This is a genomic window from Stenotrophomonas sp. S4 (assembly GCF_054187805.2).
Genome location: NZ_CM196188.1, coordinates 689,743 through 703,025, shown reverse-complemented (window position 1 = coordinate 703,025; position 13,283 = coordinate 689,743). Strand labels below are relative to the sequence as shown.

The window sequence follows — 13,283 nt, the reverse complement described above, 5'->3', positions numbered from 1 at the left end:
CGCGCACGGTGCTCTGGGATGATGCGGGCATGGTTCGGCCCGACCTTCCCACGGATCCGTCTTCGCCGTTGCGCCGCCGGTTGCTGCGCGCCGCGGTGCTGGCGCCATTGGCTGCTACCCTCGCCACCCTGCCCGGCTGCTCGCTGCCGGTGCAGGTGGATGGCACCTTCCTGCAGCCCTGGCGCAGCCACCTGCAATGGGGCCTGGCCGACTGGCAACGTTCGTTGAAGCTTGCCCATACGCTGGGCTGCCGGCAGCTGGTGCTGCAGTGGACCGGCATCGTCGGTGGCAGCGACGGCGACTGGTCGTTGCCGGACAGCAGCCTGCAGCAGCTGTTCACCGCCGCCAGCGAGAACAACCTCCGCATCCGCGTCGGCCTGCCCTTCCAGCAACGCTGGTGGCAGGCCATTGGTACCGACGATGCCACGCTGCAGGCGTTCCTGGCCGACAGCCTCGCGCATGCACGCAGCTGGTTGGCACAGGCACCCTGGGCACAGCAACCCGCCTTCGGGGGCTGGTACCTGCCCTACGAACTGGAGCAGTACCACTGGGCCGATCCGGCCCGCCAGCAGTCGCTGGCGCAATGGCTGCACGGGCTGGCAGACGCCGCCCGTGCGCGCGGCGGTGACTGCGCGATCTCCTGCTACTTCAGCCGCCTGCAGACCGATGGCAACCTGGTCACGCTGTGGCAGGCGGTGCTGGCACAGGCCGCGCTGCGGCCGATGGTGCAGGACGGCGTGGGGGTGGCCGGCGCCGGCAACGTGCAGCAGCTGCAACCGCTGCTCGATCATTTCCACGCGCACGGCATCAGCTTCGATGCGATCGTCGAACTGTTCCGCGAACTGCCCGGCAGCGCCGCCGACGGCAGCGCGTTCAAGGGCGAGACCGCCGATGCCGCGCGCATCCAGCGGCAGCTGGCGTGGGCACGCGACAGCGGTGCGCAGCACGTGCTGGTCTATGCACTGGAGCCGTGGCTGACCCAGGACACGCCGCAGGCCGCGGCGCTGCGACGACGTTGGGGCGTGCCTCAGTAGTAGAGGATGGCGGTGGCGAACAGGCCCTTGGCGCGCTGCGTATCACCGCCGCCGATCGCGAAGCGATACTGCACGGTCAGGTCCAGGTAGGAGCGCGGTGTGTTGTAGTGGTCCTCGCGGAACCAGTAGCGCACGCCCACGCCCGGGCCCGCGCCAAGGGACCAGCTGCGCTGCGTATCGTTGAGCGCGAACGACTGCGCCGGGAACAGCGGGTAACGGATGTCGCGCACGCGCGAGCGCTGGTCGAGCCAGTCCGCCCCCACCACCACGTACGGCGTGACCACCCAGTGGGTCTGCCCGGCACCAAAGCGGAAGCTGCGGCCAACACGCAGTTCACCGGCAGCGAACCACTGCTCGCGATGCAGGCGCCCGTTGGCATCGCCGATCCGCCGCACCGGTGTGCCGTTGGCATCGAGCGCGTCAAGGGTGAAGTGGGCGCTGTTGTCGTCCCAGGTGTAGCCGCCCTGCGCGTAACCGCTGACCATCCACCACTGGTTCACGTCGGTGCGCAGATCAGTGCCGTGGTAATAGCCGTAGGTCAGGTAGGACATCCAGCCGCCGGAACCGCTGGCCAAGCGGTAGCGGGCCAGTGTGCTGGCTTCCAGTGGTGGGTTCAGGGCCAGCTGCAGGCTGCATTGCACGGCCGCCGCTGCGGGATAGACATCGCCCGTGCGGGTGGCGCTGCCGAGGAACTGGCGGCGCTCGATGCCGGCGCTCAGGCCGGTCTGGCCGAAGGCGTAGCGCATGCCGAACGAGGCGATGGTGGACGGCCAGCCGGTGGTGGAGCGCGAATGGCTGAGACGTTCAGCGCGTGCGCGTGCATCCGGGGTCGATTCACCAGTGCACGGATCCACCGCGCGGATCGATTCGTAGGTGCCGCCCTGGTCGTACAGGGTGTTGAGCAGGCGTGCATAGAGTTCCAGCGTGCCGTGCTGGTCGTTGAAGGCCGGGGGCCGCCAGAACGCCTCCAGCGTACTGAACACCGAATCACCCGGCGTGCTGATCGCCGCGCCGCCGACATTGGTCGCGGCCTGGCGCGCCCCCCGGAAACCGGCCGAGGCGATCACGCCCCACTCGCGCGAATAGTTGGCGATGGCATTGCGCACGTTGTAGCGCTGGCGCTCATCCAGCGGCAGCTCACCGGCGTCGGCGCGGTCGACGGCGCTACGCAGCAGTGACACCGCCTGTGGATGATCGCCGTTGGCCGCACTCGCGTACGCCTGGTCGAGGACCACACTCTTCGGTGCCTTGCCGGTGGCCTCGGCGGCACGGAAGTCGGCCAGTGCCTGCGCCGGTTCGTGCGCCTTCTGGTTGAGGTAGCCGCGCTGCATCAGCGCCTCCGCATCGTCAGGGCGCTGTGCCAGCGCCGCATCCAGGCGCTGCCGTGCTTCGTCCTGCTGGGCGCGGTCGCCCGATGCCAGCGTGGTGGTCAGCAGGCCCTGCAGCTTCGCGTCGTCCGGCGCGCGCTGCACGGCCTGCCGCGCCTCACCGATGGCCTCAGCATAGTCCTGGCGCGCATAGGCAGCGTAGGCACGCTGCGCGGCACCGCCATCGCCCTGCAGATCGGCCGGCATCAGCTCGCAGACATTGCCTGTGTCGCCCGACTGGCAGTGCTGGAACGGTGCCGGGTAGGCCTGGGCGCTGATGCGGGGAAGCGCGCGACTGGAGCGGATCGCCCGGCCGCGCTGCTCGATGGCCTGTTGCAGCAGCTGCTGCGCGCGTGCATCGCCCGCATCCGTTGGCAATGCCGACTGCAGAGGTGCCAGCAGTGCCGCGGCGCGCGTGCGGTCGGCACTGGCCAGCGCCGCATCCACCGCCAGCAGGCGCACGTTGCGCTGCTGCGTTGTTGACCCCGGCGCAGCGAGTGCGGTGTCGAAGTCCTCATTGGCGAGCACGGTATTGCCCTGGCGCTGGCGCAGGTAGCCGCGCATCACCCGTGCATTGAGATCCTGGCCGTCGGCCTGCAACGCCTGGTCGGCACTGCGCTCGGCGTCGGCCAGCTGCCCCTGCTGCAGCTGCGCGGTAATCAGCAGCAACCGGTACGTGGCCACCTCCGGTGCCAGCTCGACAGCGGCACGTGCCTGCGCAACGGCCGCGGCATCATCCTGCGTGGACAGCGACCGATACGCCTGCTGGGCCTGCAGCAGCGCGCGCTGGCGATCCAGCGCCACGCGCCGGGCCTGCAGCGCCTCGGCATTCGGCGCGCCCAGCTGCAGTGCGGTGGCAATGGCGGCGTCGGCCTGTTCGGGCTGCTGCTGTGCCTCCAGCGCAGCCACCCACAGCAACGCCCAGGCCCCCTGCGTCGGCTGCTGCCGGAAGGCCTGTTCGGCCTTGCCGGCCGCCTCTCCCATCCGCCCGGCGTCATAGGCGGCGTATGCCTCGGTGGCCAGCGCATATGCCCGCTGCCTGCTGCGGTCCGCACCACTGCCGACCGGACGCGATGGGGATGTCGTGCGCGCACCTTTGCCGCCAGTCGCCGCGCTACGTGCAGCGGCGGCAGCCGCCAGCGTCGGCAACGCCGGATCCTTCAACCCCGCATCCAGTGCACGACGTGCCTGCTGCTGCGCCTCGGCACCCCGCCCCAGTTTCTGCAGCGCATAGATCTGCAGCAGGCGCAGCCGCACCACGTCCGGGCGCAGCCGGATCGCTTCCGTGGACTGCTGGTAGGCCGCCGGGTAGTCGCCGCGCTCATAGGCGGCAAACGCCTGCTCGGCGATGCGGTAGGCCGCACCGGACAGCGGCAGTGCTGCATCGGCCTGTGCCAGCACCGGCGCGGCGGCGCTGGCCAGTGCCACGGCAATGACGGTGGACAGCAGCGTGGTCTTCATGCCGGCAAGGCTCCGGGAGGCGGTGACTGCAGCGCGGCCGCACGCCGGCGCTGTTCCTGCATGGCCTGGGCCACCGCGTCTTCCGTGGTGATGCCCTGCTTGACCAGGTAATCGCCAATGCGGCCATCGCGCTGCGGCTTGTACGCGTCCAGCGCGATCTCGAAGCGCGCGTGGTCGATCAGGCGCATCTCCACCAGCAGGTCACCCAACAAGGGCACGTTGTCCAGATGCCAGTGCCGGTCGCCGCCGATCAGGCGCAGACCGGCGTTGATTTCGCTTTCGCGGGCAATGCTCTGTTCGATGTGCTCGCTGCGGGTTTCCTGCTTCAGCAGTGCCAACGCCTCTTCGGGCAATGGGCTGGCGACGGCCAGCCGCAGGGTGCCTTGCTCACGCGGTGGCAGCGGCAACATGCGCCATTGCACGCAGGCGTCGGCGCTGACCGGGAACTGGCAGGCACGCAGGTAGTCCACATCGATCACCGCACGCTGCAGGTCACCCTGGAAGGCGATCGCCTCGGCCAGCGTTTCATCATCCAGCCAGCCCTGGGTGAGCAGGATGCGGCCCAGTGGCTGCTGCCGGCCGGCATGCTGCTGGTCCAGCGCCTGCTGCAGCCGCTCGGGCTCCACTGCCTGCCAGGTGGTCAACAGCTCGCCCAGCTGCTTGCGGGTCTGCACCAGCTGCGCGGCATCCGGGAAGTCGTGCATGGTCTTGTCCCAGACCATGCGCTTGCCGAACAGCAGGTAGGCCAGGAACACCTTCCACGCGCGTGCGGTGGCCATGAAGTTGATCATGTTGCCGACCACCATGCGCGGGATCGACATCAACGCATGCTCCCAACCATACAGCCGGTTGACGAAGTAGAAGCGCTGCACGACCCGGGTCGCCAGCGCCGCCGTGGTCAGCAGCGCCACGTTCATCTGCCAGGTACCGGCCTGGAACACGCTGGGGAACTGCATCGTCCATACCCCGGTCATCTTCAGCAGCCAGAACAGCAGCAGCTGCAGGAAGATGAGGTAGGCGATGATGCTGACGAACGAGGTGATGATGCCCTTGCGGTCGCGCGCCAGCAGGTACTTGGTGGCCAGCGAGCCGCGCCAGCCCAGCGACTCCCAGCTCTGCAGGCCGATGCCGAGCACCCAGCGCGCCTTCTGCCGGTACGAGGCGCGGAAGTTGTCGGGGAAGTACTCGCGCACGCACAGCGCCATCTGCTGGGTGCGCTCGCGCACCGGCCCCCAGCCGAACCACGACGGCCGACGCACGCGGAACTGCACCGGGAAGCGCGCGAAGATCGACTGCATGCCCATCGCTGCCAGCCGCGCACCAACGTCGTAATCCTCGGTGAGGCTGTCGGTGTTGAAGGGCTGGTTGTCAGTCTGCGCGCTCAGCGCCAGCAGCGCGCGCCGCGAGAAGCAGGTACCGACGCCCGCCGATGGCACCATGCCGGATACGCTCTCGCGCACCACCAGGTCCTTGGCGTGCCATTCGGCGAACTCGTCCATGTAGACACCGGCCACCAGCTCGTACCACTCGCGGTCCAGCGAGGTGACCGGCAACTGGATCATGTCCTTGCGCGGCAGCAGGTAGTTGTAGAAGCGCAGTTCCATCGGGTGCAGCACGTCTTCGCTGTCGTGCAGGATCACGCCGGCGAACTCGATGTCGTGGCGCTTCTCATAATCGAAGATCGCCAGGATCAGCCAATTCAAGCAGTCGGCCTTGCTGGTCGGCCCGTCGTGCGGCACCTCCACGCGGCGCAGGCGCTTGTAGCGGCGGCGCATGCGTTCGACTTCGTCGATGGTCTGCTGGTCGTTGGGATAGGTGCCGACGAACACGACGTACTCGCGGTAGTCGAGCACGTTGATCATGTTCTCCACCATCTGCGCGATGACGTCGTACTCCATCCACGCCGGCACCATGATCGCCAGCGGCTGTTCCGGCCGCTGCAGCAGGTCGTCCTGGGTCAGCGGCCGGTACGCATCGCGGCGCTTGATCGTCAGCGCGCGCCAGCTCTCGCGTACCCAGTACCAGACATCGATGAACAGGTCATCGAGGCTGGATATCAGGATCAGCACGGCCACCGCCGCCGCCGTGGCTTCCAGGGCGGCGTAGTAGTTGGCCAGCTGGATGTTCCAGAACAGACCGTCCACGATGGATCAGTGCCCTGCGTTGGCGGACTTGCGGCGGCGCACCTGGGTAACGCGGGCGGCCAGCAGCGCGAACACGATCACGCCGACCAGCAGCAGCAACCACACCATGTGCCGTTCCCACTTCGATTGCGGATTGCCGTCCTGCGCGATACGCGTGCCATAGGGATCTTGGCGGTCGAATTCGCGCACGGCATCACTGCCGTCGAGCACGGCAAGATCGCCCCGCAGCAGCCGGAACGGCGCGCCGAACGACGGTGCCTGCGCACCGAGGTCGCTGTAGAGCACGCCCAGCTGGCCGCCGGACGACCCCACCTGCACCACGGCAGCACGATCCAGCCCGCTGACATCCAGCAGCGGCTGCGACGTGCCGCCGATCAGCAGGTGGCCCTCCTTCAGGCCGGCCACATCGACACCGGCCGGTACCACGCCGAAGGCCAGCCACGGTGCGCCCGGGCTGACCGCGGCACCGGCGTCGACCACCTTCAGTTCCGACGCTTCCGGCGAGGCGCCCACTGCACTGGCCACCGCGATGACCTTGCCCAGCGAGGCCGGCGCATCCTGCAGCCAGGTGCCGGGCACGAACACCTGGTTGCCGCGCGACAACTGGCTGCTGGCACCAACGAAATCACTGCCCAGCGAACGCTTGGCCAGGGTCAGGTGGCTGCTGGGCAGGATCGAGACCGGGTAGCCGGTGGCCGGATCGTGGCAGTACGGCCGTGCCGGCTGGCGCAGGAAGCTGACACGGATCTCGTTGCGCGCCGACAGGGCATAGGCCGGCACCTTGGCCACCAGCCGTTGCGGCTGGCCGTTGGCCGACAACACCTTGCCGCCCAGCAGGTAATCATTGAAGTAGATCGTCGCCACCGCGCCCTGCCCGGCCGCGTTGGGGGCCGCCGAGACATCGATCACCACTTCCTCGGGCAGGCGCCCATCGGCCGACAGCGCGCCGAGGTCGAAGCTGGCGCTGCGATCGGCGCGGGTCACCACCTCCATCGTGCCGGCGATGTTGCCGAGCCGGCTCAGCAGCACCTGGTCACCGTCCAGTCTGGGCGTGCCTGCTGCGCTGACCTGCAGGCTGCGGCCCAGCGCATAGCTGCGCCACTGTTCGGCGAACAGCCCGGCGACCTTGCCCGCCGCCGCCGGGTCGACCAGCAGCGTCGGACGCCCGGCCACGGCCACCACGCTGACCGATGCGTTGGCAGCGGGCTTTTCCAGGCCGCCCATGTCGGTACCGCGCCACGCGGCGAATGCCGTGCCCGCATCAGCGCCCGCCGCGCCAACCTGTACGGCCAGCGCATCCAGCGCCGCACGCACGCCGGCGCGCAATGCATCGCTGCCGATCATCACATCGGCGGCCAGCGGCCCGCTGTCGCGCAACGACAGCAGCGCCCCCACTTCGGCCAGGTCCTTGATCGCGTGCGCACGCTCGCCCGTAGCCAGCGCGGCATAGGCCGGCACGCCCTGCAGGCTGGCCGGGATGCTGATGCCGGCCAGGTCGACGCTGTCACCGACCTTGGGCAGCGCCACCACCTGCACCTGCTTGCCGCCGGCCTGCAACGCGGTACCGATGCGCCAGGCCGCGTCGTAGGCGGGCGCCTGCAGCGCCTTGCCATCCACCAGCAGGCGCACCTGCGGTGGCAGGGCGCCCCAGGCCTTGGCCACGGTATCCACGGCACGCCCATCGAAGCGGTAGCTGAAGCGCGAGTCCGGCGACAGCCGCAGCACGTTGGCCGGTGCGCTCTGGTCGGCACACTGGTAGTCGGACACGATCGACCACCAGCCGACGCCGACCCGCACGAAGCCGTTCTGGCGGGGTTCGCCATCGATGGCCAGCAGCTGGCTGGCGTCGCCCTGCGCGTCGGTGATCGAACGCGCGGCGATCGGATCGCCATCGACCGACCACAAGCCCGAGGTGCGCCCGGCGTGGCCGCGCACATAGCGCCCGTCCAGTTGCAGCTGCGCATCGCGGGTGGCCACGCCGGCCGGCACCGGCAGGTAGATCTCGCGCTGGCTCTCCTGCCCGCTCAGCACCAGCGGCTGGCGGAAGCCGAGTTCGCGCAGGGTCATCTGCCGGTTCACCGTGCTGTCGCCACTCCATTCGGCGAACTGGCCGGCGACGCTGTCGGCGGCATGGGCTGTGCCGACCGCGCCCGACAGGACGAACGCGGCAGCGGAAGCAAACAGGGAAGAGCGGCCGGTCTGGGTCATGGCATCACTTCATGCGGATGGAGGTGGGCGGCACCGCCACAGCGGAGACCGGGCGAGAATTCGGGAAGGGGCGCACCGCGCAGGGCGGCGACGATGCGGGCGCTGGCGCGGCCATCGCCGTAGGGGCTGGCATCGGGGTCGAAGCGGGTCGGCTGCGGGGGCTGTGCCAATACCGCGCTGACCGCATCGATGATGCGCGAGGGCGTGGTGCCGACCAGCGTCACCACGCCGGCCTCGACCGCCTCCGGCCGTTCGGTGACATCGCGCATCACCAGCACCGGTTTCGCCAGCGCCGGCGCTTCTTCCTGCACGCCACCGGAGTCGGTGAGGATGACGTCGGCGCGCTGCATCAGGCGCACGAAGCGCAGGTAATCCTGCGGTGGCACCAGGTGCACGTTGTCGAGGTGGCCGAGGTGGGCGTTGACCGGGCCCTGCACGTTCGGGTTGAGGTGCACCGGGTACAGCACCTGCAGGTCCGGCCGCCGCGCCAGCTCAGCCAGCGCACGGCAGATGTCCTCGAAGCCCTGGCCGAAGCTCTCGCGGCGATGGCCGGTGACCAGCAGCAGGCGGCGCGCGGGGTCGAGCATGTGGAAGGGTTGGTCGGCCTGCGCGCGCAATGCCGCATCTGCATCCAGCCGCTGCACGGTCTGCTGCAGGGCATCGATGACGGTGTTGCCGGTGACCAGGATCTGCCCGCCCAGATGCTCGCGGGCCAGGTTGGCGCGCGAGCCTGGGGTGGGTGCATACAGCTGATGGCCGACCACATCGACCACCCGCCGGTTCATCTCCTCCGGCCACGGCCGGTTGATGTCGCCGGTGCGCAGGCCGGCCTCGACATGGCCGATCGGGATGCGGTGGTGGAACGCGGCCAGGGCCGCGGTCATCGCCGTGGTGGTATCGCCATGCACCAGCACGTAGTCGGGGCGGACCTGCGTGTAGAGCGCGTCAAGCCGCTCGAACAGCCTGGAGCACAGGCCATTGAGGGTCTGGTTGGGCACCATGACATCCAGGTCATGGTCGGCGGTGATCTCGAACAGCGACATCACCTGGTCGAGCATCGCGCGGTGCTGCCCGGTGATGCAGACCACCGATTCGATATCCGCAGCCTGTGCCAGGGCGCGCACCAGGGGCCCCATCTTGATGGCTTCCGGTCGCGTGCCGAATACCGACAGGACCTTCACCGGAGCGCTTCCGAAGGCCGGCGCGGAAGGGGGCAAACAGCAGTAGCCACGTCTGGATCCTTTCGGCGTTGCCGTCCAATACCCGCAGGCAGGAGACGGTCACCTCATGAGGAAACTCCAAATTCGCGACATACATCACACTAAGGCGTCTGCATGCGCGTCGTGGCATCGATCTTCATCGTTGCAGGATCAAGACGCAGTCAACGCCGCCCGTGGAACGGGCGACGTTGCGGTGGAACGCAGCAGGGGCGTGGCCTGGAGCCGGCTTACTCGTACTGGATGGTGAACGTGGCCTGGCCGTTCGCGACACCGGCGCCGACCGTACCGGCCTGGGTCTGCACGTAGCGCGCGCGCAGCGGCAGCGCCATGACGCTGGTACCCGGCGCCGTGGTGCCGACGTTGATGGTCTGGCCGAAGCGCACTTCACGCTCGGTGCTGCCATCGCGCTGGACCATCTGGATACCGATGCGGGTGGCACTGTTGCTGGCCGCGCTGAGCTTCAGCACGCCCGGCATGTTCGAGCTGTCCTGGTCGGCATCGAGGCGGATGCCGATCTTGCTCTGATAGGCGGCGACGTTGCTGCCCTGGCAGTTCAGGCGGATCTCGAAGTCGCGATCAACGGCCTTGGAGCCGACACCGGTGAAGGTGGTGTTGGGCACGCTGCCGAAATCGACGGCAATGTTGCGGCTGCCGGCCTGCACTTCACAGGTCGGGCTGACCACGGTGGTGCCCGAGCCCTTGAAGGTCGAGGTCAGGACCGGGCGCCCGGGGCCATCGCCGTCGAAGTAGTACGTAGTGAAGCGGCCGTTCGGCGCGATCACGCCCGAGCCGGTCTGCGCAGCCGTCTTGATCAGCTGGATGCGGAACTGGCCACCGATGAGGCTGACCACGGAACCGCCACCGAAGTTGATCGAGTGCGGGTAGTAGGTCTGGATCGCGCCCGAATCGCGGTACAGGCGGATGCCGACGCCTGCCACATCGGTTTCATAGACGTTCGAGAAGCCGGCCACCGGGCGCTTCTGCGCCGCATTGACGTACTCACCGATCGAACGACCGCCGGTCCAGGAATCGCAGCGGGCAACGCTGTTCTGCTGGGTGATCGGTTCGCTGATTTCCTTGATCACGCCACCGACCGGGGTGCTGGGCAGGATCACGATCTGGCCCATGTCCATGGTCACGTCCTGGGCGATGAACCAGCTGTTCTGGATGCGGCAGGCGGCGCTCGCCTGCTGTGCCAGCAGCACGCCGCCCAGTACGGCCAGCGCGGCCAGCGCCTTGCGGCCACGGGAAGAAATCATCGGCATGCTGCCTCCAGCGGGATGAAGCCGGTCTTGGACGCATCAGCGCCCGCCGGAACCTGGTAATCGATGGTGCAGCGCTGGTCGGCACCGGCGCCCCACTCCACCAGCAGGCGGCCCTGGGTGTGCTCGCTGCGCACGTACAGGCGGCCGCCCTGGCTGACCATGCCCACCGGCTGGCCCTGCTCATCCTTGACCTGCGCACCGAACGGCATGCTGCGGCCATCGGCGTTGCGCACCTGGATCAGCAGCGCGTTGCCCTTGCGGGTATCGAAGCGCAGGTAGCTGATGGCACCGGCGAACGGCGCGATCGACTGGCTGGTGCTCTCCAGTTCGACGTCGTGGGCCATGCCCTGCGGATCGAGGGTGACGGTGTTGAGACGGTACGGAGACACGTACGGCACCACGGCGTAGCCGCGGCCATCGACGCGCAGGCCCGGCGCGTTGCTGACGATCGCATCGCGCGCGCCCGGCGCTTCGACCAGCACCATGGTGTCGCCACGCTGCGGGGTGAAGGTGAAGCCACCCGGATGCACCACCACGCTGCCGTTGGCGCCGACCGACGCTTGGCGGAAATCACGCGAGTGGCTGTAGGTGGCGTTCAGCGCGGAGTAGCGGCTGCGGTATTCGGCATTGGCGATCGCGGTGGTGCCACCCTCGCGGGAATCGGACAGGGCTGCGCCGTAGCTGAAGTTGTTGTCGATGCCGGCCGAACCGGTGATGCCGACGCGGCTGTTGTCGTAGCCACCGCGGTCGCGCGCGCCGAGGTCGGCGCTGAACGACACCGGGTGGGTGCCACGGCCCAGCGGCACGCTCATCGACAGCAGGTACTGGGTGTCGGAACGGCCGAGCACGCCTTCTTCGGTGCGCAGCGCCGAGAAGCCGTAGTTCACCGAGCGCCAGGCGTTGTTGTAGCCCACCTGGTACTGCTTGGAGGTGCCGGACCGGTCGTAGAAGTCACGCACCGAACCGGTCACGTACAGCGCACCGCCACGGCGGCCCAGCGGCTGGTTCAGGGTCACCTGGAACTGGCTGCGCTGACGGCCACGGGTGGTCGGATCGATGCCGCGCTTGTCCGAATCACGGCCATACAGCGCGTCCTGCAGGCTGTAGAAGCCTTCGGTCGAATAGCGGTAGGCGGCCAGGGTCAGGTTGGTCCCGGTCTCGCCGATCATGTTGCTGTAGCTCAACCGCACGCTGGCGCCGGTATGGTCGCCGTAGTGGTCGAACGAGGTCCGTGCGTGGGTGACGTCGGCGGCGAAAGCACCGATGCGCGTGGACAGGCCCACGCCGTACAGCAGCGACAGGTAGCCTTCGCTCAGCGCACTGCCGCCGTACAGGGTCAACTGGTTGCCGATGCCACGCTGGTAGGTGCCCTGCACCAGCCACGGCTCATCGGCCAGCAGCTTGTTGCGCACCTGGCCGGCGGTCAACGAGTAGCGCGACACGCCTTCGCGCAGCATCTGCGGCACCGAACCGAACGGCACCTTGAATTCGCGGCGGCGGCCGTCGGCCTCGATCACGCTCACTTCCAGGTCGCCGCCGTAGCCGGTCGGGTACAGGTCGTCGATGACGAAGCTGCCCGGCGATACGGTGGAGGAGTAGATCAGCTGCTGGTTCTGGCGCACTTCGATGCGCGCGTTGGTTTCGGCAATGCCGCGCACGACCGGCGCGTAACCGCGCAGCGAGTCGGGCAGCATGCGGTCGTCGCTGGCCAGGCTGGCACCACGGTAGCCGATCGAATCGAACAGTTCGCCAGTGGTGTAGGCCTCACCAATGGTGAGCATGCCGCGCACCTGCGGGATGCCGCGCTGCGCATAGGTGGCAATGCTCTGCCAGTGGCGGCCGTTGCCTTCGGACCAGGTCAGGTTGGAATCGTGGCGGAACTGCCAGCCCCCCAGGTTGAGGCCGGCGTTGAGGCCGAGGTAGGCGCTGCGGTTGCGCTGGCCACCTTCGACGCGGCTGTCGCTGTCGATGGCATTGAAGCTGTAGCCGACGAAGCCCGCATTGATGCCGCGGTCCCACAGCGACGGATTGACGTAGCCGCGCGCCTCGCGGCGCAGGAACACCTGCGGAATGCTGAGGTCGTAGCGCAGGTTGCCGCTGTCATAGATGCCGTAGGCATTGGCCATGCGCTGCTGCACCGGCACGCAGCTGGTCTTGTCGGTCGGCAGCGTCGGGTCCTGCTGCAGCAGCACGGCCTCGCTGTCCACACCCATTTCTTCCAGCATCGGCAGCGGCAGGCAGGCGTCGACGCGGCCCTGCTCATCGGCCTTGAACTGCAGATCGCGACGGCCCTGCCAGCCACCGTTGACGTAGACGTCGACGCGGTAGGTGCCGGCCACCATCGGGTTGCCATTGGTGAAGGACGCCAGATCGACCTGCTTGGCCTGGCCGGAGAGGAAGCTGGAGTTGAACTGGGCCGACTCGGGTGCACGCGCATTGGCCGCACCGCTCTGCGCCATCAGCGCCTGTTCGCCGAGATTGGCCGGCGCAGCCAGCGCCCATCCTGGGCAGGCCACGCCAGCAACCAGCAGGCAGATCGCCTGGTGGATCGACAATGTCAATCTGTTTCCGATCACACTGACAT

At 68.4% G+C, this 13,283-nt stretch carries 7 protein-coding genes; 1 reads left to right on the top strand and 6 read right to left on the bottom strand.

What is annotated here, in order from left to right; all coding sequences use genetic code 11:
* The first annotated feature begins 29 nt into the window (after window positions 1–29).
* Complete coding sequence (locus tag ACUZUJ_RS03095) at window positions 30–1,034, top strand: DUF4434 domain-containing protein (RefSeq protein ID WP_458220877.1); 1,005 nt, start codon at window positions 30–32, stop codon at window positions 1,032–1,034.
* Here ACUZUJ_RS03095 and ACUZUJ_RS03090 read toward each other — a convergent pair.
* The 6 genes from ACUZUJ_RS03090 to ACUZUJ_RS03065 all read right to left on the bottom strand — a co-directional run bounded on the left by ACUZUJ_RS03090 (window position 1,028) and on the right by ACUZUJ_RS03065 (window position 13,254).
* On the bottom strand, window positions 1,028–3,862 hold the full coding sequence (locus ACUZUJ_RS03090; protein WP_458220876.1) for an NfrA family protein: 2,835 nt from the start codon (window positions 3,860–3,862) through the stop codon (window positions 1,028–1,030). The two genes, ACUZUJ_RS03095 and ACUZUJ_RS03090, sit on opposite strands and share 7 nt — an antisense overlap.
* Window positions 3,859–6,006 (bottom strand): glycosyl transferase family protein, encoded by a 2,148-nt coding sequence (locus tag ACUZUJ_RS03085; protein WP_458220875.1) that lies wholly within the window; start codon window positions 6,004–6,006, stop codon window positions 3,859–3,861. The genes ACUZUJ_RS03090 and ACUZUJ_RS03085 overlap by 4 nt, the downstream gene beginning before the upstream one ends.
* Before the next feature lie 6 nt (window positions 6,007–6,012).
* Window positions 6,013–8,214 carry a hypothetical protein gene (locus ACUZUJ_RS03080; protein ID WP_458220874.1) on the bottom strand — a complete coding sequence of 734 codons (2,202 nt, stop codon included), beginning with the start codon at window positions 8,212–8,214 and terminating at the stop codon, window positions 6,013–6,015.
* Window positions 8,211–9,395 (bottom strand): non-hydrolyzing UDP-N-acetylglucosamine 2-epimerase, encoded by a 1,185-nt coding sequence (gene wecB / locus ACUZUJ_RS03075; protein ID WP_049443118.1) that lies wholly within the window; start codon window positions 9,393–9,395, stop codon window positions 8,211–8,213. The genes ACUZUJ_RS03080 and wecB overlap by 4 nt, the downstream gene beginning before the upstream one ends.
* Window positions 9,396–9,661: 266 nt before the next feature.
* Window positions 9,662–10,699 carry a fimbrial protein gene (locus ACUZUJ_RS03070; RefSeq protein ID WP_014035948.1) on the bottom strand — a complete coding sequence of 346 codons (1,038 nt, stop codon included), beginning with the start codon at window positions 10,697–10,699 and terminating at the stop codon, window positions 9,662–9,664.
* Window positions 10,690–13,254 (bottom strand): fimbria/pilus outer membrane usher protein, encoded by a 2,565-nt coding sequence (locus ACUZUJ_RS03065; protein ID WP_049443117.1) that lies wholly within the window; start codon window positions 13,252–13,254, stop codon window positions 10,690–10,692. Before ACUZUJ_RS03065 ends, ACUZUJ_RS03070 begins: the two co-directional genes overlap by 10 nt.
* Between the last annotated feature and the right edge of the window lie 29 nt (window positions 13,255–13,283).